Here is a 22,801-nt window from a genome sequence, read left to right on the forward strand (position 1 = left end):
CTAATCCCACCTTTCATTTAATTATTTCAGTAAATCAAGATGTTGTTGTCTCAATGTTTCAACTTGTTGTTTGCTTAGCTTACCCATTTGATACAAGGTATCTTCAATTTCTTCTAAGACAACAATCCGGTCGTTTAAGTTCGTCACAAAATCATACTTATCCCCGTCTATGATTAAAAGTGGCGAAGCATTGTATTCTTTCATCCAGATATCATAATGCTTTAACAAGCGATGGTAATAATCGATTAAAGATGGATCTTTTTCAATCAATTCATAACTGCGCCCTCTTTTTTCGATTCGCTTAAGCATTGTTTCATATGAAACTTTAATCGTAATCATCAAATCAGGTGATTTCTTTTGTGCCGCATATGGTAGTTCTTCCATCATATTGGCTAGCAAGCTCTTGTAGATCTGGTATTCTACTTCAGTCGCATTGCCCATCTCGGTATTCATCTTCATAAAGATCTCGTCTTCATAAATCGAACGATCCAAGATGTTATTATCTGCTTGCATCGCTTCTTTAATCATCGCAAAACGACGATTTAAAAAGTATGTCTGCAACAAATACGCATACGGATTAGTCGCATCTTTTTGTCCGTTTGCCCGCTTTTGGGCCGCTAATTCGTTACCCTTATAAAACAACGGTAACACCGGATTATCCTTAACCGGTTCGTAATAAGCTTTGGTTCCTAATTCATTAGCTAAAATCTCGGTTAGACTTGATTTGCCTGAACCGATGATGCCAGATAGTGTGATCAAAATAACTGAAACATCCCTTCTATTCGCTTATTTGTAAAAAGTATCGTTAACCGCATTAGCAATCGCAATCTTAACGTGTGCAAATGACAAACCACCTTGGATGTACAAGGCATATGGTGGACGTAACGGACCATCAGAGGAAAGTTCGATAGTCGACCCTTCCACAAAACTGCCTGAAGCCATGATAACCTTGTCTTCATACCCATCCATGTAACTTGGTTCTGGATCAACAAAGGCATTCATTGGTGAATAATGTTGGATTGTCGCACAGAATTTCACCATTGGTTCTTCCTTGCCAAAAGCAACGGTTTGCACGATATCAGAACGTGGTGCATCCCATTTTGGTGAAACTTCCATACCCATCTTTTCAAGCAAGGCTGCCGTAAAGATCGTACCTTTGATAGCTTCACCAGTTGTATGTGCCGCCATGAAGAAACCTTGGTAAAAATCACGCAAGTAAGCATAGGTTGCCCCTTCGTATTTACCTGCACCTGGCACGATCAAACGTGCACCAGCTTGAGCAATCAAGTCTTTGCGTCCTACAATGTAGCCACCTGATTTGGCAATACCTGCACCGGCGTTTTTGTAAAGCGAACCAGCCATCAAATCAGCTCCATAAAAAGTTGCTTCCTCTGTTTCGGAAAATTCGCCATAACAGTTATCGATAAAGACCACCGCTTCTGGGGCTACTTTTTTGGCTAATTCAATCATCGGCTTGATCTTTTCAATCGTAAACGTATCACGGGTTGCATAGCCACGTGAACGTTGAATTGCGATAACTTTGATTGTTTTGTCTTCTTTTAAGACCTTTTCAACCACAGCATAATCAACGCTACCATCTTCTAATAACGGAGTGTAGCGAAACTTGATGCCATATTCAAGCATCGTGCCTGGATTATCACCTGCTACTCCGATGACTTCTTGAATCGTGTCATAAGGCATACCCGTCATATAATACAACGTGTCTCCTGGACGCAAGCATGAAAAAATAGCGGTCGAAATCGCATGTGTACCCGAAGCAATATGGGGGCGCACGATTGCATCTTCTGTCTTGAAGTATTCAGCATAAATCTTTTCTAATTTATCACGGCCACGATCGTCATAACCATAACCAGTTGAACCCACTAAGTCTTCTTCAGCCACGTGATTTTCTCTAAACAAGTTTAACACCCGTTGTTGGTTGTGTAAAACTTGGTCATCGATTTCTTTGATTCGTGGTGCAATTTGTTGTTCAACTTCTTGAATTTTTGTTTGTAAATCTTTAGGAAAATGTTCCATCCATGTTGGCATCATTACCACAGTCCTCCTCCAATTTTTATACCATTCTTTATTGTATCATTATTTGTCCAAGTTCAAAGGTAAAACTTCTGCTTGTACGTGGATTTTTTTGGCAGCATCCGTAAAATAGTGTACCCCTTGGATTTCAGGAATAAAACCATCGAATCTTTCCATCGCGCCTACCAAAACTTGGAAATACTTTTGGTCGATGGCTTGCCAACGCTCACCAGGCGCAACAATAAAGACTCCCGGCGGGTATGGCAAGGCTCCTTCTAGCGCAATTCGTCCAACCACATCTTCTAACGTACATAACTCGCTGTCATTTTGCATGAATGCACGATCAGCTTTGGCCGGCGTTTGCACGTAATCTTGCATATTTTCTTTTGCAAAGAGACGTTGTTGCAACCTAAACGTCTTATTTTGACTATAAAAAGCATGCATCTCATCACATAATTGTTGAATAGTGTAGCCTTGATAACGTTTGGCATGCTGACTAGCCAATAACGGTAAAACCTCGCTCAACGCCGCATCCTTAAAATACAACTCTTCAAACTTTAGCAACGCATCTAATAACGCATCTAGATCTTGCTTGGCATCACCTGGTGTCAATAAGAACAACAACGAATACAAGTCGTCTTTGCCCTTTAAGATATTGTTTTCGCTTAAATATTGTGCCACAATCGGGCCTGGAATGCCTTTGGTGGTGTATTTTTCATTAACCACATCTACCCCTGGTGTACAAATCGTCAGCTTAAACGGATCAAGCCGTGCTTGGTGTGCGGCAATATGTTTAAACCCATGCCACTGTTGATTTGGTTTGAAATTCCAACAAGTCGGATCACTTGCTAATTTGGCTGTGGAAACTTGTTGCCAAGAAGTCCCGTCAATTTCTTTTGGAACAAATGGTACAAAGAGTTTAGATTTTTGTAAGAGTTGCTTACGCCAATCTATACTTAGCTCCAATAGTTCTTGCCAAGCTGCCTGATTGGCTTTTGAGCCTGCTAAATAAGCATTAACCGTCAAAGAAGCGTATAACGGATAGGCATAACTAGACGTTACATACTTAAGATATGCATTGTTGAAGTGCTTGTGATCGACATAGCGTTTTTGGCCTTTTAAATGTGCATCTTTTTTTAGAATTTGGGAGGCTTGACCCATGCCTGCTTGTTGTTTATGAATCGATTGTGTCACTAAAATCCCTGGATCATCTGGGCCATAAGTTTTGTTTAAGGCTGCTAAATCAGCCAATAATGGGCTAAACTGCTCATAACCACCCCAAGCACAGTCAAACAAGACATAATCACATAAATGCCCAATCTTGTCTAAAATCCATTTGGCAGAATAAAACAAGCCATCATACGTCTCTAATTGTAAAACCGCTAGCCTAAAAGGACGCTTTTTTGTAGCCTTATCCGGTGCAACTTTTTGGATTTGTTTGCGCAAATAATCCTCGTTTAAATACTTAGGTAACATCTCGCCAATCAACCCTAAAGCATTGCGGTCGGTAGGCACATAAACTGGTGTTGCCTTGTTCATGATCAAGGCACTGTTGTATAAAGATTTGTGATTATTGCGATCAAACAAAACTAAATCGCCCTCACCTAGCAATGCACTTGCGCAAATCGTGTTGGCGCTTGTCGTACCATTCGTGCAAAAATAAACTTTATCGGCCCCATAAACCTTAGCGGCGTGTTGTTGTGCATCTAAAGGTGTGCCTTGATGCGTCATCGTATCACCCAATTGCGCAACCGTATCGCTTGTATCAGCGTACAACATATTATCGCCAAAAAATTCTTTAAATACTACACCAGCCGGATGCAAGTTATAATACTGACCGTTGTGATGTCCTGGTGTCGTAAAACTTATCGGCCGCTCCTTGGCAAAAGCAATCAAATCCCGCAAAAATCCTGGTACATTTTGTTCTTCATAGCGTTTAGCCGCCTTAGCTAGGTTAGCTGCATCATTTTTTGGTTCACCTGTCAGCAATACAATTGGCACATCTAGCTTTGCTTTTTGACATAATTCTTGCGCCAATTGTTGTTCTTTAACCGTAACTCCTAAGGCCGCTAGTGTTGCTAAATTTAACTCCGCACTCAAAGCTACTGCTTGATATTCTTTAGGAACACTAGCTAGCATCGTAGCTGGCACGGCAATTTTTAATATCTTCATCTGTTTATCCTTCTCTTTTATCTTTGGCTTAATTATAATAACAAAAATACGCAGTGAAAAGACTCACTGCGTAAGAAAAAACATTATAATTGATTAATCATACTTGCATTATAGGCTGCTCCAAAACCATTATCTATATTAACAACACTAACACCACTAGCACAACTATTTAGCATAGACAGTAATGCTGCCATTCCGTTAAAACTTGCTCCATAGCCCACACTCGTTGGCACTGCAATTACAGGTTTATTTACTAAGCCCCCTACAACACTTGTTAATGCACCCTCCATTCCTGCAACAACAATTACAACTTTAGCATTACGAATAACGTCTAATTTAGCCAATAAGCGATGCAACCCTGCAACACCCACATCATAAACTTCTTCAACTTTGTTTCCAAATACTCGTGCACAAAAAACAGCTTCTTTTGCAACAGGCAAATCACTTGTACCTGCTGTTACCACACAAATATAATCCTTAGTTTTTTCTTCAAATTCTCCTAAAAATGCACATTGTGAACAATCATCATATATAACACTTGGTAGTATTTTCTTAATCGTTTTAGCTTTATGTTTATCTACCCTTGTAGCTAACGCGTTTTGTCCATTTTCATGCAATACTTGCATAATTTCAATAATTTGTTCTGCCGTCTTTCCTTGACCAAAAATAATTTCTGGATAACCATTGCGACTTTGACGTGTTATATCTACTTTAGCTTGTCCAATATCTATAAACTCTTGTTTTTCCATTATTTAACACTTCTTTTCTGAATTTGATTCATATTACCTGTATGATAGCCTCGCAAACTTAACATTACATCTAAGCATCCAAAACTACGAAATGCTTGATCTACTTGATTCATAAAATCTATATCAAAAAAATTAGCTCTCATTTGCGAGTCTACCTCAATACATGCACGATAGTTCATCAATCGTACTCGCAATTTGTCAAATCCAAATTGATGTAAATAATCTTCACACTGTCTGATTAACTCAAGTTTCTCCTCTGTAATAGTTTCATTACATGGTATTCTTGTTGCCAAACATCCACTAGATGGCTTATTCCATAATTCACATCCCCATTTTTTCAACTGTAACCGAATTTCACTTTTATGCCATCCACATTCTTCAAGTAAAGATATAACCCCTAATTCCTGTAAAGCTTGCATTCCTGGGCGATAATCTAAATGATCATCTGCATTTGTACCATCAATCACATTTTTTATTCCTGCTTGATGTGCAATTTCAAAAATATGATTAAAAATATAATGTTTGCAATAATAACAACGTTTTGGACCGTTTTCGATAAACTCTTTTGTTTTAAAAACATCTAGTTTGATTCTTTTTAAAGGTAGGCTTGTTTGTTTAGCAAAACGCAAAACATCATCTTGATCATTTGTGCAGATAACTGCAGCATCAACATGTATTAATAATGTCTGATCAGGAATTGTTTTTTGGCAAAGCAATGCCAAAAACGTACTATCAACTCCACCAGAATATGCAATCGCCACTTTCCCTAATTTTTTTAAAACTTGTTTAGTATAAGTTAATTTTTCTTCTAAATCCATCCTTCTCAGCTTTGAAGCTTTACTCCTCTCATTATAGGCAGAATTTCTCTTAATACTAAGTTCATTGGCAATTTTTAGCTTATTTTTTGAATAAATCTAGTTAATTGATTTTTTACATCAGTACAATCTATATGATTTGGTAAAGCTAGTAAATGTAAAACTTCTTTTTCAATTTCACTAAACTCATCTAATTTTTTAAGAAGCACTTGCTTTTTTTCTTGCGATAAAATATTAGCTTCTTGGCGTACTAATAAACTAGTCTGATATGCTTGCATTAAATAAATACGACATGTTTCCTTTTCATAAACTGCTTCCCTGGCATTCTCTAATTGAATTAACATTTGTTCAAACATAATTTTTCTCTCCTTATACGAGTTAATTACTCTTTTTTATTTCTAAAGATTCATTCATTCTTCCTGTTCGAAAAGGTTCTACATCAAGAGTCACATATTCAAATCCAAATTCACGTAATTTTTTTGCAATTCTTTCTCGTTTTTCCCATGCAACCATTAAATCTTCTTCAGGCAATTCAATACGTGCTAAATCTTGATGGGCACGTACACGAACAGTTTTAAACATAAACTCATCACGTAAATACTTCTCACTTGCGAAAACCCGTTGAATCACATCATGAGTTAATCTTGTTCCATATGGAAAACGTGAAGCTAAACTACAAGAAGCTACCTTGTTCCAGTTACTCAAATTATGTCTTTGTGCTAATAGACGAACTTCATTTTTATATAGCTTGACCTGTTGTAAAAGACTTAAAATCCCCTCTTCATCACGTGCTTTTAATCCAGGTCTAAAATCACTTTCATCATCCATTATCATGCCATCTAATATATTTTCATATCCTTCTTTATTAACATGTTTTTTTATTGTCTGATAGAGTAATTTTTTACTGTAATACCAGCTTTTAGGCGTATTCGCGACAATTTTAGGCTCACGTAATTCACTCATTTCCAGTCCTAAAACTTGCGACCCCATTTTATCTGCTATATCAATGGCTAAATTAAACTCTTCATCTGAAAATAATTCAGAATTGACAATAACCGCTAACACATTAGATTCTCCTAGTGTTTCTAAAGCTACTTTCAGCAAATAAGTACTATCAATTCCACCAGAATACGCAATTGCTACCTTTTTTAAAGTACACAACTTTTCAATAAGATGTTGTTCTTTTTCTAACATTTCTTGCATAATTTCACTCTCCCAATAAATTGCTAAACTAATGATGTATATTAGTATATGCAAAACTATCTTTAAAAAAAATAACGATTATTGTCATCATTTGCTACCAATTTATTGTGCTTTATATTCTTGCAATGCTTCTATGTTTTTGATAATAATTTTTTGTTTGTTGACTTCAATAATTTCTCCTTGTTTCAAATCATGCATTATTCGATTAACACTATTTCGTGTTGAAATACCACAAAATCCAGCTATATCCTCATTAGTTACACAGAAATCAATTAAAATACTTCCGTTTTCTTGTTTCTTCCCAAACAAATCAACTAATTTACAAAGTAGCGCACAAACCGCTCCTTTTTTACCATTCATTGTCATGGTCTGTAAAGTTTCAATATAAATCGATAATTTTTTACGATAATAATCCCTTACATAATCTTGTAACTTTTGGTCAGCTTTTACATAGCACCAAAATTCAGTACGTGGCATACGATAAAATACAGCTTCTTCACTTTCAATTCGAATATTAAAGGGTGAAGAAGTATATTTTGATACTTCATCTTTTAATAGCGAAATTACATCCGGTGCAGTGATATACGATAAATTAAATTCTCGTCCATCTAGCAAAATAACGCTAATTTTAACAATACCTTCTTTTAATATATAAACGTATGATTCATCTAGTCCATGGTATGCCAAATATGTGTGTTTTCTTTTGGAAATAATTGGTACATGCTTGTTTTCTAAAAATTTAATCAAATAATCTATCTTATCCTCTGACATTTTTACTACGCTACCCCTTTTTACAATTATTAACTTACATTAGTTTTCATACGCGTTTACAAATTTACTCTATTATTTTTCAAAAAACAATAACATTTGTTACTAACAATCGTGTTTTCGTTAATATACTTTTTTAGTATATACTACCCTTTGTTAAAAATTTAACACTTAGGAGATGTAAGAAATGGTAGAGATTAACTTACCTTACAACACAACAAGTATTACTGCAAAAATTCCAGATGAAAATTTTGCAGGCTTAATTGAGTCACATGCTGAAGATTTTTCAAATCCATTTTCTGAAAAAGAAACTGTTGAAAAATCATTAGATAATCCTATTGGCAGTCCAAGATTAGAAGAACTTGCTAAAGGAAAAAAAGATATCGTGATTATTAGTTCTGATCATACTCGACCAGTCCCATCTCATATAATCACCCCAATTTTACTTCGGCGTATTCGTAGTGTTGCACCAGATGCACGTATTCGTATCTTAGTAGCCACCGGATTTCATCGTCCATCAACACGTGAAGAATTAATCAACAAGTATGGGCAAGAAATTGTTGACAATGAAGAAATCGTCATGCATTTTTCTAAAAAAGATGAAGATATGGTTGAAATTGGCACACTTCCTTCCGGTGGTGCTTGTCTAATTAATAAAGTCGCTGCACAAGCCGACTTATTAATTTCTGAAGGTTTTATTGAATCCCACTTTTTTGCTGGATTTTCTGGTGGACGCAAAGCTGTTTTACCTGGCATTTCTTCTTATAAGACTATCATGTATAACCACTCAGGAGAATTTATTAATTCAAAAAATTCACGTACTGGTAACCTTAAGCATAATCTTATTCATGAAGATATGGTTTATGCTGCTCGCTGTGCTAAATTAGCTTTCATCTTAAATGTTGTCTTGGATGGCGATAAAAAAATCATCGGTTCTTTTGCAGGTGATATGGAAGCTGCACATAAAGTCGGTTGTGATTTTGTTGAAAAATTAGCCACTGTTAAAAAAATTCCTTGTGATATTGCAGTTTCAACTAATGGTGGTTTCCCATTAGATCAAAACATTTATCAAGCAGTTAAAGGAATGACTGCTGCAGAAGCTACTAATAAAGAAAATGGTGTAATTATCATGGTCGCTGGCTGCCAAGATGGTCATGGTGGTGAAGGATTTTATCATAATATTGCCGACTTGGCTACACCACAAGAATTTTTAGATAAAGCTATCAACACTCCACAACTTGAAACAACACCTGATCAATGGACTTCACAAATTCTTGCACGGATCTTAGTTCATCATAAAGTAATCATAGTTTCTGATCTAGTTGATCCACAACTTGTAACTAATTTACACATGCAAATTGCCAAAACATTTGATGAAGCCTTACAAATGGCCTTTGAAATGCAAGGCAAAGAGGCAAAAGTTACTGTTATTCGTGATGGCTTGTCTGTCATTGTCAAATAAAATTTAAAACCTAAAGGAGTTTTACTATGTCTCATATTTTGTATCTTGAGCCATTCTCTGGGTTAAGTGGTGATATGCTTAACGGCTTATTATTAGATTTAGGCGCAGATGTTGATAATTTAAAAAAGTCATTGACTTCATTATCGAATAAAGAATTTGAAATTAAAATTGAACATATTACTAAGAATAATATTTTAGGAACTGATTTTGATGTCATAATGCCACATCATCAACCTAAAGATTGCGGTATTGCACACAATCATCATCATTCCCGTAACTTAAAAGACATCTTAACTTTGATTGAATCTAGTGCGCTTAGTTCATTTGTCAAAAAACACGCAAGTAATGTTTTTTATGATATTGCTAAAGCTGAAGCAAATGTTCATAACAAGTCACTTAATGACATTCATTTTCATGAAGTTGGTGCAATTGATTCAATTGTTGATGTCATTAGCTTCTTTGTTATGTTTGAACAATTGCAAATCTCACAAGTTTATTCAACTACTATTACCGAAGGCTGTGGATTTATCAATGTTGCGCATGGAACAATGCCCGTTCCTGTACCAGCTGTTATACAATTATTAAACCATACAGACTTCCCAATTAAACAAGATACAGATGTTGAAACCGAGCTTGTAACTCCTACTGGTTTAGCCATTTTAAAAGAACTAAAACCCATCTTTCAACCATTGCCAAACTGCACTCAAATCAAAATCGGTTACGGATTTGGCAAAAAAAATACAGGAAAGTTTAATGCTTTACGCGGAAGATTATTTTCACTGAAACACAGTCAAACTCAAATTAATCAAACCAATGATCAAATCATCAAAATCGAAGCAAATATCGATGATCAAAGTCCCGAGCAACTAGGTTATGTAATGAATTTACTCTTAGAAAATGGAGCTCTAGATGTTTTTTATACATCTATTCAAATGAAAAAAAATCGACCAGCAACTATGCTAAGCGTTTTAGTAGACGTTACTCAAAAAGATAATTTTATTAAATTAATTTTAAAACATACTTCAACAATTGGTGTCCGCTATCAAATATTCCAACGTGTAGTTATGCGTCGCTCATTTGATACATTAACCACTTCCTATGGAAAAATCCGTATTAAAATTTGCCAATTTCAAGATTTAACAAAAAAAACACTTGAATTCGATGATTGTGCAGAAATTGCCAAGATAAATAAATTACCAATTTCAACCGTTTACCAAACAGCGAATGCTGCATTAAATAATCATACAAATTAAAGGAGTTATGTCATGTTACACAATGTTTTAGCTGAATTTATGGGAACCTGCTTAATGATTGTTTTTGGGGTAGGTGTACACTGCGATGAAGTCTTACACAAAACAAAATATCATGGTTCTGGTCACATCTTTGCAATTACCACCTGGGCATTCGGAATTACCGTTTGTTTGTTCATATTCGGTGGAGTATGTATTAACCCAGCTATGGCACTATGCCAAGCAATCTTAGGAATGATTCCTTGGAGCAGTTTTATTCCTTATGTAATTGCTGAACTTCTCGGTGCACTTTTAGGTGCAACAATTGCTTATATCATGTATGCAGATCATTTTAAAGCATCTGAAGGAATTATCGATCCAGTTGCAATCCGTAACATTTTTTCAACCAATCCTAATTGCCGTAATTTAGCACGTAACTATTTTGTCGAAACATTTGCTACTTTTGTCTTTTTAACAAGCATATTGGCAATAGCTCATAATGCCGAACCTGTATTGCCTATTGGTGTTGGTTTATTAACTTGGGCTGTTGGTATGGGACTTGGTGGTACAACTGGTTTTGCTATGAATCAAGCTCGTGACTTAGGTCCTCGTTTAGCTTATCAATTATTACCAATCAAAAATAAAACCAATAACGATTGGCAATATGGTTTAATTGTCCCAGGAACTGCACCTTTTGTAGGAGCTATTTTAGCGGCTTTATTCGTCAAATTTTACCTAAAATTCTAGTTTAAATTATCGAAAGGATGTGTTGGCATTTTATCCATTTTCAATGGTTAAATGTCGAATTTATGAAAAAAGAAATTTTATCTGACAGCTTAAAATATTATCTAGCTTGCTTAGGATTACACATCATTGGAATTGGATTATTGCTTAATGCAATGGCAAGCTATCCTCGATTCTTGGCATTAGGTTTATTAGCCTATTCTTTAGGATTACGTCATGCATTTGATGCTGATCATATTGCTGCTATTGACAATACTGTTCGTAAACTTATTTCTGAAAACAAAAAAACAAGTGGTGTTGGATTTTTCTTTTCACTTGGACACTCAACCGTTGTTTTTTTGATGGCTTTATTTATTGGTTTATCAGTAAAATGGGCTACTATTCAGCTTCCTATTCTTCAAAAAATTGGCGGAAAAATAGGTGCTGTGGTATCTGGGAGCTTTTTAATTGCTATTGCTGCCTTTAACTTTGTTATTTTAATAAGCTTATTTCGTTCACTTCTTGATTTGAAAAGCGGTAAATTAGACGATACCAAGATAAATTCATTACTTGTTCCAAATGGTTTTTTAACTCGTCTTTTACGGCCACTTTTTAAATGCATCAATCATAGTTGGCATATGTATCCTATTGGTTTTTTGTTTGGTTTAGGATTTGATACTGCTTCAGAAATTGCTTTACTTGCGCTTTCTGCTACAGCAACCCAAGCAAACTCATCTTTTCTAGGAACTTTATCATTGCCAATATTATTTGCTGCTGGAATGAATTTGATGGACACTACTGATTCTGTTATGATGTCTGGTGCCTATAAATGGGCTTTCGAAACACCCGTACGTAAAATTTATTACAACCTAACTGTTACAGCTATTTCTAGTATAGCCGCTCTTCTAATTGGTAGCATCGAATTATTACAAGTCGCTTCTAAGTCTATTAAATTTAAAAACATTTTTCTACGATATTTACAACGTTTAGACTTTGGAGTTCTTGGATATTGTATTGTTATTTTATTAGGAGCATGTTGGTTAGTAACATACCTTTCTTATAAGCTTAAAAATCAACATTTTGACAATCAAAAACTGTAAAATTTTTAAGGAGCTGGGAAAAATTCAGCTTTAATAGAAAAAAGGCTTACGTCAAAAAAATTTGGCGTGAGCCTTTTTTATGGCTAATCTCTTGCTAATATTAAGTTGAACAAAACCAATAAAGGAGAGGTTAACCATGTACAAAAATTATAACACATCTGAACTAGAATTAGATATTACTTATTCATTAAAATTACCATCTGACCATATTGCAGTTTTAATCAGCCACTTCGTGGACTCAATTTTACTTAATATTCTTTCAGAAGAGACTTCACATACCGGTCGGCCTGCTTTTCATCCGGCTATACTACTAAAAATGACGCTTTTTGCTTATCATGAAGCTGTTTTTTCTGACAGAAAGATTACTAAATTAAATTAATATTACCTTCCTATGATGTGGTTAAGTGGTAATACTCTCATTAGCTATAAAACTATCAATAATTTTCGTTCTAGTGATGCAATAAAAGAACTTATCAAAGAAACTGATATTAAACTAATTGAGTTGGAAGAAGAAATTAAAGCCGAACCTAGGGTTATAAAAGGTGGTTCAAAAAACAAACATGTTCGTCGTAAATTAAAGAGTATCAAACGTAAATTGAAAGAAGATTTTCTTCCTAGAAAAGTGAAGTATGAACGTGATAGAGAAATTTTCAAAGATCGCAATAGTTTCTCGAAAATAGATACTGACGCTACTTTTATGCGCTTAAAAGAAGACCACATGCAAAATGGTCAATTAAAACCTGCTTATAATTTACAAATTGCGACCAGTGGTCGCTTTGTTTTGCACTATGATATCTTCCCTAATCCAACGGATACACGGACGTTGGTACCTTTTTTGAAATCTTTTTCTAATTTGGATTTATTTAAACACATTGTTGCGGATGCAGGCTATGACAGTGAAATTAATTATCAAGCAGTTATTGACAAATTTGAAAAGATTCCATTGATTCCTTACGGAACGTATCAAAAAGAACAGAGTCGTAAATACCAAAGAGATCCACAAAATATTAACATTGGACATATTACGATAAAGATGATTATTATACAGACCCTGATGGAGTCGTATTTAAGTTCCAAAGATATAGTTCTCGTGTGGATAATATGGGGTTAAACGAGATTTTAAAGTCTACGTAGCTGATAAATTTCAAGCGACAAAGAAATTAGAACAATTAGCGAAAACTCAAAAGGGCCAACAACGGACTAAATCAATAAACTTAAACTGGGAATATTTAAAACATAAAGCTAAAGAAAACCTTTCTAGCGAAAAAGGTTCAACTATCTACCAAGAAGATGAACAGATGTTGCAACAATTTTCGGAGATATGAAGGGGAATTTTGGCGTGCGCCGAGTACACGTTAGAGGTGAAAAAGCAATCCGAAATGAACTAGGATTGTTGTTTCTGGCGATTAACATATCAAAATTATGGCATTTATTCCAAAAAAGAGAGATAAAATCCCCAAAAAAACGAACCAAAAATAGACATAATAGAAAAATAGCTGATCAAATTTCATTTTTAGAAATTTAATCAGCTATTTTTATGTCCAGACTGGTGCTTTTTTCCCAGTCCCTTTTATATTAATCAACTTTTCTTCTTGGAACAAAAAATCCTAAAATCAACCATACAAACACTACATATGGGAAGAGGTTCATTGGCCAAGCCGGTATCGGCCACAAGTTGCTATAAATTGGGAAAATCATCACACCAATCCCGATGATTGGCGCAATCAAGTGCTTAAAGTAAGCTTTGCTCTTTTGTTTTCTAAAATAAACAATTGCGCCGACATTAACTAACACATAAACCAACAATAAGGCGATCACGCCGATTGTACCAAAATAGTTGTAGTAATCACCAGCACTAACTTTTAAGCCAATACCAATGATTGCATAAAAGATCAACGCTAATACAGTAATCAAGTCTAGCGCTTTGGTTGGTGTTTGCTTTTCACCTTTTAATTCACCTAAAGAAGGCATCAAATACCCACTTTTGGCTAAGGCTTCTAACATAAACGCACCCGCATTCAAAGCACCAAAGTAGCAAGCAAAATAACTTGTTACAGAAGCAAAGTCAATAAAGACTGCCATCCAACTGCCGACATAACGAGTTGATAAGTAATTTAACGGTGCAGCAGAGTCTTGCATCTTGTCAAGATTTGCCAAACCAAAGCCCATGATTTCAGTGTAACTAACAATCATGTAAAAGAACATTCCAAAGACAACTGAACCTAAGATCGCAATCTTAATGGCCTTAGCCGGTTTTTTAGCTCGTGGTGCAATCGTTGCTGAACCTTCAAAACCTGCAAATGACATCAGGGCAAAAATCATCCCAGCGCCAATTCCACTCCAAGTCCCGTTGCTTGGATTTAGTGGTTTAGCTGAAAGTCCTGCATCGCCACCCTTAATTAAAATGATAGCCGTCAAGACTACTAAAGCCCCTACCGCAAAAAACTCAAGCACTAAGGCAAAACGTGTCGAAAATTCAATCCCTTTGTGACTCAATGCCCCACCTAAAAGCAACACGAAAATCACGTAAAGTGGCACAGGCAAATGAATTCCGAAATGTTGTAAGAAGACATCTAAAAAGTTCCCCACAACCGCTGAACTACTAAATGCAAAGGTCACATAAACTAATACCAACAACCAACCTGAAATAAAACCTGCTTTTTCGCCTAAAGCCTTAGCATTGTAAGCATAAGCCGATCCTTCACCTGGAATTTCACGTCCAAGTTGAACAAACGACATCCCGACAAACAAAATACCTAAACCTGCCAAAATAAAACCAATCGGTGCAACTACACCAGAAGTCTTGACCGCACCAGCCGTATTAAAGGCCATTGCCCCAGTCGGTGCTAACATCGCCACAGATAAACCTAAGACTTCAAGTAATGATAATTTCTTTTCTCTCATCTAGTCAACAATTCTCCTTAAAATTCTTCTCTAATCCCATAAATTTGTGCACTTGTTTGCCAACAAATCGCATCAATATAACGCTTCTTTGCGTCTAACGGTAGTAGCGTTAATTTTTCAAAATGTGCTAACAGTGCTTCTTTGAAACGTCTGGCTGCCACACCATACATTTCCGGACTTGTACTTGCATCAGAAGCAAATAAAAAGCGTGTATATGGCGCCAATTCCAACGCCTCATCCAAGACACGTTCAATTGCACTTGGTCCCAACGGATCGATTAACGAAATATCAAAATACAAGTTAGGAAAGACACTCGCTAGATAACCTGCTTCACGATGATATGGATAGCAATGTAGTAACACTACTTTTAATCCTGCTAAACACCATTTTTGTAAAAAGTCCCGCAACAACAACGGATTTCCTTGATACATATCGGTATCCGCATCACCATACCCTACGTGAAATTGTAGCGGTAAATCTTGTTTAATCATCAATGGTGCTAAATTCCAGACAAGATAACTGATAATTTGCGGATCACTTAAACGAACTACACTGGATTTTTTCCATGCTTCAAACGCAATTTTAGCTTGTTTTTCAGAAACTTCCGTGATTTTTAAACCAAAACGATAAGCTGCAATCGATTTAAAACCTACATACCCATTTGCTTTAGCCATTTTAACTTCAGCATACAACGCTTGCCACCATTGCTCAAAAGTCACACTTTTTTGCATGATATCTTGGGCTGCTGTTTCGAGGCGATAAATCGGATATACACTCGTATTGGTCAAAGTCGCTGTTTCCTTTAAATCCAAAATCGCATTGTCTGGCACAAAGCCAATATCAATCAATAAACTCCGATAACCATAATGTCCAAATAAGTTCGTACAATATTGTTGATATTGTTGTTGTGTCAGCACATTTAGCGGATCAAAATCCTGACTAAACTTCTTAGCTTCTGCTTGAAATTCCCACCATGCCAAGCGATTCTTGGTATCTTCTAGTGGATAATAACTACTATCAGCCTCACTTGATATCATCGCTGTTCTTTGGGCCCGATTAGCCAAGGTCCCATCAATCAAGAAATGACAATGATGATCAAGCAAAGGCACTTCTTTTAGATAATCTGCTAAATTCATTTTTTCTTCCTCTAATATAAATCACGGTACGCAGCCGCAATCTCGGCTGGCGTTTTATCGGAAAAATATGCCACATCTCGTTGCTTAACTTTCAAATACGTTTCTAAGCCTATTTTCCCTAACATTTCACCAAACAACTCATCTTGTTGCAAAGCTTCTAAAGCTTCGGTCAAACTTTGTGGTAACCGTGTGATTCCTAAGGCTTCTCGTTGTGTTTGACTCAATAAGGCCGGATCACTGTCTAATAGTTGAGTTGGCATGATTTGTTGTTCAATACCTTCAATTCCTGCAGCCAATAGCGCACTGCAGGCTAGATACGGATTGCAACAAGCATCGCTCGCCTTCAATTCGATATTTAATGTTTGGGCTGGGTCGCTTGCAAACGTTGATGGAATTCGTATGCAAGTTTCTCGATTATCTTGACCAAATGCCACATAAGCACTGCTCCAGTGACTTGGCTTTAAACGTTCATAGGAATTTAAACTCGCACAGCTAAATGCAAGCAATGCCGGCATATGCTTTAAAAGCCCTCCAACAAACCAATAACCTAGCTGGCTTAACTTCATTGCATCATCTTCAGCATACAAGGCATTTTTTTCACCTTGCCATAACGACACGTGCAAGTGTGCACCGTTACCAGCTTGATCTAAATTAGGCTTTGGCGCAAATGTTGCGTATAGACCATGCTTTTTAACAACACTTTTAAGCACACGCTTAAAGCGTAATAAATCATCGGCTGCTTCTAAAGCCTCCTTAGGCTTGACTGGTAATTCATGTTGCCCTGCCCCAGCTTCAGGATAATATGCAATAGGTTCGATTCCTACACGTTGCAAATCTTCTAATATTTCGGGTAAAAACACATAGACATCTTCCATTGATTCAGTCGAAAAACAAATGTTAGGCCGATATGGTTTTAATCGCTTATTTTCATCTTTTTCATACAGACTAAATTCATTTTCATAACTAAATTTAGCTGTCAAACCTAATTTAGCCAAACGTTTGATTTGCTTTTGTAAAATAACTCGTCCATCAAATTCTAAAGGTGTTCCATCTTGCATTTGGTAATCACACATCACCGTTGCTACCCAAGGTGTCTGAGGTAATACGCGTAGTGAACTTAAATCAGGTACTAACCGAAATTCACCAATTGCATCAAACCCTTTGACTGCAACGATCTCATCACGCATTGTTGATGCAGGCATTGCCCGGGTTATACCCATTCCATCGCTGAGACGTGAAGCCAATTGTTCTAAAACAATCGTCTTTCCACGTGCAATCCCTGTATAATCAACATAAATAAATTCAACTAATTTAACACCTTGTTTATACAACAAACTCACTAATTCTTCGACTTTCACCACGTTATTTCCCTTTTATATGTGCTAATTTCCATTCTTGTGCGCGTTTAACTAAATCACTGAAAAATTGTAACTGAGCTGGATCTTCTTGCCACAAGTTTTCAGGATGCCATTGAACGGCCAAGGCATTAGCTTGTTTTGATTCGATTGCTTCAATGACGCCATCATAAGCTTTAGCACTTGCGATTAAGCCTTCCCCCAAAGACTTGATTGCTTGATGATGTCTGGAGTTAACCGTTACTTTTTGCGCAAACATTTGCGCTAATTTTGTTTCTGGTGTAACAAAAGCATCATGGGTTGGGAAATGTCCTAACGTTGCTTGACTATGTTGCACTTGTAAATTCTCGTATTGACTTGGTAAATCTTGATATAAACTGCCTCCTAGAGCAACGTTTAAAATCTGTAATCCTCGACAAATTCCAAAAATTGGTTTTTGTTGTTTAATCGTTTCTTTAATTAAGGCAATTTCAAATTCATCTTTAGCACTTAAAGTAATGCCGATTTGTGGATGAGGTTGTTCACCGAAATAAAGCGGATCAACATCAGGGCCACCCGGAAGCAACAATCCATCATATAAATCCACCATTTCTTTAGCCGCAGCGGTCGCATCGGCTTTTCGATCAGGGAAAGGAAGGATTATTGGAATCCCATGAGTCGCATAAATCGCTTCTTTGGTGTCATGGGGCGCATAAGCTAAATAATCGCCAGGCATTCTTGGATTTACTTCAACTAATTGATCACTTGGAATCCCAATAATAGGTTTCATAAAAAAACAGTCCTTTCTTTCCATTAGAGATACCTCATTATGATAATAATTTCTCTTGTAAATTACAAGTTTTTTATGAAAATCTCCGCTAATTTACATTGATTTGCTTACAATTATCGACTATAATTCAAACTGTTTAAAAATATTTATTTTAAAGGAAATCACTACATGAAACTTGCTTGCAAAAATACACAGATAAAAACTATTCGTAAAATCTTCTTTGCTGTTTTATACGGTTTATTATCCGCAATTGGTATCAATATGTTTTTATCGCATGCTAACTCTTATTCAGTCGGAGTTCCTGGAATTGCGCAGTTATTACATGCAATCTTATTAAAAACCAACTTCAACTTAAGTATCAGTTTGCTGATGATTTTTATGAACATCCCTTTGTTTTTATTTGCTTGGCGCTGTTTTGGCCTTAGATATATCACTTATTCGTTAATTGCCGTTGCTTCTAACATTACATTTTTAGAATTTATCCCGCAAACAATGATTGTCTCTGATAAATTAACTAACACGCTATTAGGCGCTGCGTTAATCGGTATTGGTGTGGGATTATGCTTTAATAACGGATTTTCGACCGGTGGAACTGACGTCATTGTGACTTATGTCCAAATGCGCTTTAAAAAGAAGATTGGTTTTGTCAATAATCTCATCAACGGCATCGTCTTGGTGGCTGCCGCCCTTTGCTTTGATTTAGGACGCAGTGTCTTTAGTTTGATTGGTATGCTTGTCACCAGTTATTCAATGGATTATTTCTTCATCCAACAAAAAGATGTCAACATCATGATTTTCACCAAGCAATCCGCTAAATTAGCAGCAGCCCTTAAAAATTTCGTCCACGGGGCCACATTATTAAACGGGACAGGCATTTATACCGATCAGCCAACCGATATTATTATTATCGTCGCCCAAAAAGGCCAGCTTAAATACTTGAAACAAACGATTCAATTAACCGATCCAAATGCCTTTATCAGTGTGCAAGGTGCCGATGCTGATTTAGGTAATTACCGTCAAGTTTTTGAAGACTAATAAAGAGGACAGTCATGTTTTTATGACTGTCCTTTTTTTGACATTAAAAAAGCCGTCCTTTTCTAGACGGCTCAAGCACTTACACTTTTATGTTCTTATCGGTATAGATGATTAACATGACGATACCAATTTTGATTACCCCTCTTAAAAATTCATGTTCAAACAAGTTTAGTACCCCCTAACACTAACATCACTAAACACGCAACAATCAAAAAGATTCTTTTGACTTGTGTATTTAACATCATAATCCCCCTATTTACAAAAACAACCGTTGTTTGTAAAGCCTATTTTACAAAAACATACTCCGTTTGACTAGATTTTTCAGGTAAAAAGCGATAACCCAATTCATTGAATTCCTTTGCTTGAGCTAAATCTTGAATTTGCTTGCGTGCCAAAAACTGCACCATTTGCCCACGTGCCATCTTAGCGGCTGTCGCTTTTTGTTTAACTTTGCCATCTTTTAATTCACCAAAAACACAAGTCACAAATTTTTGGTCAGGCTTAACATAGCGTTCAATCGCTTTAGAATATTCCTTTGAAGCCAGATTCAAGACACAATCATCATCTTCATACAATACCTGATATAGTCTATCTGCCCATAAAGCATATAAATCCTTACTATCATTTAGTTTTACTTTAGCTTGCATCTCCAAGCGATACGGCACTACCCCATCAAATGGCGCTAACACTCCATAAAAACCAGATAAAATCCGCAAATATTTCTGCACATAATCAAATTGAACCTGACTAAAAACTTCTGGCGCCATGGTTTGATATTGAATCCCCACATAGGCTAATAAAGCCGGGGTCAAATTACCATCAAGGTTCATTTCCAAAAGATTTTGGTAGTTTTCTGTTGCCAATTTATCACTACACTTCCACAAATCTTTTAGTTCTTCAAAAGATAACGAACGTAGATACTCTAACAACTGCTGTGTTTGTTCCAAAAAAAGTGGTTGACTAAGCGGAATAAAGCTATCCGTATCAACTTGCATCTTTTTAGCCGGCGAAATAATAATCTTCATTACACCCACCCTTTCTTACTTTTTAATCCCTAAAAAAATATACTTGACTTGGTATGCTATAATCATAGCTGTTAGTTATTTTTTATGCAATTATTGCGGAGGAGATTTTTATGAGCGAAAATAATGAATCTAAACCACAGAATCAAAATTTATCGCCTAAACATCACATGGCCATGCCTTGGCATAATTTTGTCACAAGCAATGACCACATCATGGCAAGCGATGCACCTTTAAGAGAAAAGGCCTCTTTAGTTGGTAGAATCGGAATCATGATGCTTTCATGTGGGACAGGAGCTTGGCGTGTTAGAGATTCGATGAACACTATCGCACGCACTTTAGGATTAACTTGTTCAGCCGATGTCGGCTTGATTTCAATCGAATACACCTGTATTCAAGATGGTCACAGCTACACCCAAGCCCTAGCCTTACCAACAACTGGTGTTAACACCGATAAACTTTCGGAAATGGAACACTTCGTTAGACGTTTTGAAGAACAAGGTGCTTTTATGAGCATCGAACAAATTCATGACACTTTAGACAAAATTCAAGCCAAACCTGGAAATTACTCCGCTTTGGCAGCTGGTTTTGCTTCAGCCTTAGCATGTAGCGCCTTTGTTTTCTTATTAGGCGGTGGCTTAATCGAGATGATTTGTTGTTTTATCGGTGCTGGTTTTGGCAACTGGATTCGCCGTAAAATGCTAGACAAACATCTAACATTGATTGCTTGCATCTCAGTTAGTGTTGCTGTAGCTTGCTTGGCTTACTTAATAAGCTTTGAAGCCTTAGATTATTTCTTTAATATTTCTTCGGCTCACGAAGCTGGCTATATTGGCTCCATGCTTTTTGTGATTCCTGGTTTTCCATTTATCACAAGCGGACTAGACTTAGCTAAACTCGATATGCGCTCAGGAATTGAACGGATGATTCACGCTTTAGTCATCATTACCGTTGCTACCTTGGTTGGTTGGATCTTAGCTTTGATTGTCAACTTCAAGCCAAGCGACTTTATTGCTTTAAACCTTAATCCATGGGTTTTAGCTGGATTGCGTATAATTGCTAGTTTTTGTGGGGTATTTGGCTTTTCAATCATGTTTAATAGCCCTTATAAAATGGCAACCGTTGCCGGCTTAATCGGTGCAGTTGCTAATACCTTGCGTTTAGAATTAGTTGATCTAGCTAATTGTCCGCCAGCCGCTGCTGCTTTTTTAGGGGCTTTAGTCGCTGGATTACTCGCATCAGCAGCTCATCAAGACTACCCACGCATCACTTTGACAGTCCCTTCAATCGTCATCATGGTGCCTGGTCTTTATATGTATCGAGCTGTCTATAACATCGGTGTCACCTCGATTAGCGATGGTGCTTTGTGGTTAACTAAGGCTGCTTTAATCGTCTTATTCTTACCGTTAGGCTTGATTATTGCACGTGTTTTGACCGACAAAAAATGGCGCTATTGTAGTTAATAATTATAAAAAAACTCAGCTTACAAGGCTGAGTTTTTTATTTATGATACGGGGTATTGTTATTTATCATGTAGCAACGATAGATCTGTTCACTCAATACTAACCGCATTAATTGATGTGGCAAGGTTAATTTACCAAACGAAATTTGTGCATCACTTCTGTTCATAACTTCCATACTTAAGCCTAACGAACCTCCAATGACAAATGTCAAATCACTTTTTCCATACGTTGCTAATTGGTTTAACTCACGAGCAAATTCTTCTGAGCTTCGTTGCTTTCCTTCAATCGCCAAGGCATAAACATATTCTTTATCCTTAATCTTAGCTAAAATACGTTCGCCTTCTTTTTGCTTGACTGCTTGCATTTGAGCTTCACTTAATTTTTCTGGGGCCTTTTCATCTGCAACCTCAACAACTTCAAACTTACAAAACTTACCTAGACGTTTAGCATATTCAGCTATCCCCTGCTTGAGATATTTTTCTTTTAACTTACCCACAGCAATTATCTTTATATTCACAAAAATTCACATCCTATCAACAGGTTTTCCACAAAGTTATCCACAGTTTCCACAAAAAACACCCCATATCTTGTGTAGAACATATTTTCCCCACAAGATTTATTGTTTTGTTTCTTTTCCACAATCTAAAAGTTATCAACATCTCGACCAATAACATCCACAATATTCTTGTGTACTCATAAGCCTTGATATTATAACCTTTTCATGTCCAAACCACAACTAAATCTTTAAAGTTATCCACAATTATCCACAAGGGTTGTTGATAATTCTGGGTAAAACTTGGCTAAAATCATCTATATATTATGGACGATTCTTCTAGCTGATGCAACCTACAAAAAAGACCAC

23 protein-coding genes are annotated in these 22,801 nt (G+C 36.4%); 9 read left to right on the forward strand and 14 right to left on the reverse strand.

The window, feature by feature from the left end; all coding sequences use genetic code 11:
* Positions 1 to 21: 21 nt before the first annotated feature.
* The 8 genes from QM017_RS08420 to QM017_RS08455 form a co-directional block, all read right to left on the reverse strand.
* Positions 22 to 759, reverse strand: coding sequence for a deoxynucleoside kinase (locus QM017_RS08420; RefSeq protein WP_282709483.1), 738 nt, complete (start codon positions 757 to 759; stop codon positions 22 to 24).
* A 27-nt stretch (positions 760 to 786) separates the two neighbouring features.
* Positions 787 to 2,052 carry a methionine gamma-lyase family protein gene (locus tag QM017_RS08425; RefSeq protein ID WP_282709484.1) on the reverse strand — a complete coding sequence of 422 codons (1,266 nt, stop codon included), beginning with the start codon at positions 2,050 to 2,052 and terminating at the stop codon, positions 787 to 789.
* A 45-nt stretch (positions 2,053 to 2,097) separates the two neighbouring features.
* Entirely contained in the window at positions 2,098 to 4,206 is a 2,109-nt protein-coding gene (locus QM017_RS08430; protein WP_282709485.1) for a putative ornithine decarboxylase, read from the reverse strand.
* Positions 4,207 to 4,289: 83 nt separating this feature from the next.
* Complete coding sequence (gene larB, locus QM017_RS08435; RefSeq protein WP_178198430.1) at positions 4,290 to 4,955, reverse strand: nickel pincer cofactor biosynthesis protein LarB; 666 nt, start codon at positions 4,953 to 4,955, stop codon at positions 4,290 to 4,292.
* Positions 4,955 to 5,773, reverse strand: coding sequence for an ATP-dependent sacrificial sulfur transferase LarE (gene larE, locus QM017_RS08440; protein ID WP_178198431.1), 819 nt, complete (start codon positions 5,771 to 5,773; stop codon positions 4,955 to 4,957). The genes larB and larE (QM017_RS08440) overlap by 1 nt, the downstream gene beginning before the upstream one ends.
* Before the next feature lie 74 nt (positions 5,774 to 5,847).
* The gene (locus tag QM017_RS08445) at positions 5,848 to 6,126 is read right to left on the reverse strand and encodes a hypothetical protein (protein WP_282709486.1); all 279 of its coding nucleotides are present in this window, start codon (positions 6,124 to 6,126) and stop codon (positions 5,848 to 5,850) included.
* A 22-nt stretch (positions 6,127 to 6,148) separates the two neighbouring features.
* Positions 6,149 to 6,964: an ATP-dependent sacrificial sulfur transferase LarE gene (larE, locus tag QM017_RS08450; protein ID WP_178198438.1), complete on the reverse strand. Its 816-nt coding sequence runs from the start codon at positions 6,962 to 6,964 to the stop codon at positions 6,149 to 6,151.
* 111 nt (positions 6,965 to 7,075) lie between these two features.
* Entirely contained in the window at positions 7,076 to 7,744 is a 669-nt protein-coding gene (locus tag QM017_RS08455; RefSeq protein WP_282709488.1) for a Crp/Fnr family transcriptional regulator, read from the reverse strand.
* A gap of 184 nt (positions 7,745 to 7,928) precedes the next feature.
* Between QM017_RS08455 and larA the strand changes: the two genes are divergently transcribed.
* The 7 genes from larA to QM017_RS09270 all read left to right on the forward strand — a co-directional run bounded on the left by larA (position 7,929) and on the right by QM017_RS09270 (position 13,780).
* Positions 7,929 to 9,203, forward strand: a complete 1,275-nt coding sequence (gene larA / locus QM017_RS08460) for a nickel-dependent lactate racemase (protein WP_178198434.1) — start codon at positions 7,929 to 7,931, stop codon at positions 9,201 to 9,203.
* Between the two features lie 26 nt (positions 9,204 to 9,229).
* Positions 9,230 to 10,456 (forward strand): nickel pincer cofactor biosynthesis protein LarC, encoded by a 1,227-nt coding sequence (gene larC / locus QM017_RS08465; RefSeq protein WP_282709489.1) that lies wholly within the window; start codon positions 9,230 to 9,232, stop codon positions 10,454 to 10,456.
* A gap of 12 nt (positions 10,457 to 10,468) precedes the next feature.
* Positions 10,469 to 11,179 carry a D/L-lactic acid transporter LarD gene (gene larD / locus QM017_RS08470; RefSeq protein WP_178198436.1) on the forward strand — a complete coding sequence of 237 codons (711 nt, stop codon included), beginning with the start codon at positions 10,469 to 10,471 and terminating at the stop codon, positions 11,177 to 11,179.
* 62 nt (positions 11,180 to 11,241) lie between these two features.
* A complete protein-coding gene (locus QM017_RS08475; protein WP_178198437.1) occupies positions 11,242 to 12,255 on the forward strand; it encodes a HoxN/HupN/NixA family nickel/cobalt transporter in 1,014 nt (337 codons plus the stop codon).
* A gap of 136 nt (positions 12,256 to 12,391) precedes the next feature.
* Complete coding sequence (locus QM017_RS09260; protein ID WP_349238485.1) at positions 12,392 to 12,634, forward strand: transposase; 243 nt, start codon at positions 12,392 to 12,394, stop codon at positions 12,632 to 12,634.
* 12 nt (positions 12,635 to 12,646) lie between these two features.
* Entirely contained in the window at positions 12,647 to 13,366 is a 720-nt protein-coding gene (locus QM017_RS09265) for a transposase (protein ID WP_349238486.1), read from the forward strand.
* A gap of 198 nt (positions 13,367 to 13,564) precedes the next feature.
* Positions 13,565 to 13,780, forward strand: coding sequence for a transposase (locus QM017_RS09270; RefSeq protein ID WP_349238497.1), 216 nt, complete (start codon positions 13,565 to 13,567; stop codon positions 13,778 to 13,780).
* A gap of 50 nt (positions 13,781 to 13,830) precedes the next feature.
* Here QM017_RS09270 and QM017_RS08485 read toward each other — a convergent pair whose 3' ends face one another.
* The 4 genes from QM017_RS08485 to QM017_RS08500 are packed head-to-tail and all read right to left on the reverse strand — an operon-like array spanning position 13,831 to position 18,419.
* On the reverse strand, positions 13,831 to 15,159 hold the full coding sequence (locus QM017_RS08485; protein WP_178195350.1) for an APC family permease: 1,329 nt from the start codon (positions 15,157 to 15,159) through the stop codon (positions 13,831 to 13,833).
* A 17-nt stretch (positions 15,160 to 15,176) separates the two neighbouring features.
* Entirely contained in the window at positions 15,177 to 16,295 is a 1,119-nt protein-coding gene (locus tag QM017_RS08490) for an amidohydrolase family protein (protein WP_282709490.1), read from the reverse strand.
* Between the two features lie 11 nt (positions 16,296 to 16,306).
* The gene (locus tag QM017_RS08495) at positions 16,307 to 17,653 is read right to left on the reverse strand and encodes a glutamine synthetase family protein (RefSeq protein WP_282709491.1); all 1,347 of its coding nucleotides are present in this window, start codon (positions 17,651 to 17,653) and stop codon (positions 16,307 to 16,309) included.
* A 4-nt stretch (positions 17,654 to 17,657) separates the two neighbouring features.
* Entirely contained in the window at positions 17,658 to 18,419 is a 762-nt protein-coding gene (locus QM017_RS08500; RefSeq protein WP_282709492.1) for a gamma-glutamyl-gamma-aminobutyrate hydrolase family protein, read from the reverse strand.
* 168 nt (positions 18,420 to 18,587) lie between these two features.
* Between QM017_RS08500 and QM017_RS08505 the strand changes: the two genes are divergently transcribed.
* Positions 18,588 to 19,454 carry a YitT family protein gene (locus tag QM017_RS08505; RefSeq protein WP_282709493.1) on the forward strand — a complete coding sequence of 289 codons (867 nt, stop codon included), beginning with the start codon at positions 18,588 to 18,590 and terminating at the stop codon, positions 19,452 to 19,454.
* Between the two features lie 284 nt (positions 19,455 to 19,738).
* On the opposite strand, the gene yaaA is transcribed toward QM017_RS08505, so the two are convergent.
* Entirely contained in the window at positions 19,739 to 20,479 is a 741-nt protein-coding gene (gene yaaA, locus QM017_RS08510; RefSeq protein ID WP_178195337.1) for a peroxide stress protein YaaA, read from the reverse strand.
* Between the two features lie 110 nt (positions 20,480 to 20,589).
* On the opposite strand from yaaA, the gene QM017_RS08515 reads away from it, so the two are divergent.
* Positions 20,590 to 21,939 (forward strand): threonine/serine exporter family protein, encoded by a 1,350-nt coding sequence (locus QM017_RS08515; RefSeq protein WP_178195335.1) that lies wholly within the window; start codon positions 20,590 to 20,592, stop codon positions 21,937 to 21,939.
* Positions 21,940 to 21,976: 37 nt separating this feature from the next.
* Here the strand turns inward: QM017_RS08515 and rlmH are convergent, their stop codons facing one another.
* Positions 21,977 to 22,456 carry a 23S rRNA (pseudouridine(1915)-N(3))-methyltransferase RlmH gene (rlmH, locus tag QM017_RS08520; protein WP_178195333.1) on the reverse strand — a complete coding sequence of 160 codons (480 nt, stop codon included), beginning with the start codon at positions 22,454 to 22,456 and terminating at the stop codon, positions 21,977 to 21,979.
* Positions 22,457 to 22,801: the final 345 nt, after the last annotated feature.

This window comes from Ligilactobacillus sp. Marseille-Q7487 (assembly GCF_949152225.1).
Lineage (GTDB): Bacteria > Bacillota > Bacilli > Lactobacillales > Lactobacillaceae > Ligilactobacillus.

Coding starts and splice junctions, on each gene's coding strand:
- QM017_RS08425 (WP_282709484.1), bottom strand. CDS start 2,052: ATGATGCCAACATGGATGGAACATTTTCCTAAAGATTTACAAACAAAA.
- QM017_RS09265 (WP_349238486.1), top strand. CDS start 12,647: ATGATGTGGTTAAGTGGTAATACTCTCATTAGCTATAAAACTATCAAT.
- larC (WP_282709489.1), top strand. CDS start 9,230: ATGTCTCATATTTTGTATCTTGAGCCATTCTCTGGGTTAAGTGGTGAT.
- larA (WP_178198434.1), top strand. CDS start 7,929: ATGGTAGAGATTAACTTACCTTACAACACAACAAGTATTACTGCAAAA.
- larE (WP_178198438.1), bottom strand. CDS start 6,964: ATGTTAGAAAAAGAACAACATCTTATTGAAAAGTTGTGTACTTTAAAA.
- QM017_RS08500 (WP_282709492.1), bottom strand. CDS start 18,419: ATGAAACCTATTATTGGGATTCCAAGTGATCAATTAGTTGAAGTAAAT.
- QM017_RS08505 (WP_282709493.1), top strand. CDS start 18,588: ATGAAACTTGCTTGCAAAAATACACAGATAAAAACTATTCGTAAAATC.
- QM017_RS08515 (WP_178195335.1), top strand. CDS start 20,590: ATGAGCGAAAATAATGAATCTAAACCACAGAATCAAAATTTATCGCCT.
- QM017_RS08430 (WP_282709485.1), bottom strand. CDS start 4,206: ATGAAGATATTAAAAATTGCCGTGCCAGCTACGATGCTAGCTAGTGTT.
- QM017_RS08490 (WP_282709490.1), bottom strand. CDS start 16,295: ATGAATTTAGCAGATTATCTAAAAGAAGTGCCTTTGCTTGATCATCAT.
- larB (WP_178198430.1), bottom strand. CDS start 4,955: ATGGAAAAACAAGAGTTTATAGATATTGGACAAGCTAAAGTAGATATA.
- QM017_RS08455 (WP_282709488.1), bottom strand. CDS start 7,744: ATGTCAGAGGATAAGATAGATTATTTGATTAAATTTTTAGAAAACAAG.
- yaaA (WP_178195337.1), bottom strand. CDS start 20,479: ATGAAGATTATTATTTCGCCGGCTAAAAAGATGCAAGTTGATACGGAT.
- QM017_RS09260 (WP_349238485.1), top strand. CDS start 12,392: ATGTACAAAAATTATAACACATCTGAACTAGAATTAGATATTACTTAT.
- larD (WP_178198436.1), top strand. CDS start 10,469: ATGTTACACAATGTTTTAGCTGAATTTATGGGAACCTGCTTAATGATT.
- QM017_RS08445 (WP_282709486.1), bottom strand. CDS start 6,126: ATGTTTGAACAAATGTTAATTCAATTAGAGAATGCCAGGGAAGCAGTT.
- larE (WP_178198431.1), bottom strand. CDS start 5,773: ATGGATTTAGAAGAAAAATTAACTTATACTAAACAAGTTTTAAAAAAA.
- QM017_RS08485 (WP_178195350.1), bottom strand. CDS start 15,159: ATGAGAGAAAAGAAATTATCATTACTTGAAGTCTTAGGTTTATCTGTG.
- QM017_RS08475 (WP_178198437.1), top strand. CDS start 11,242: ATGAAAAAAGAAATTTTATCTGACAGCTTAAAATATTATCTAGCTTGC.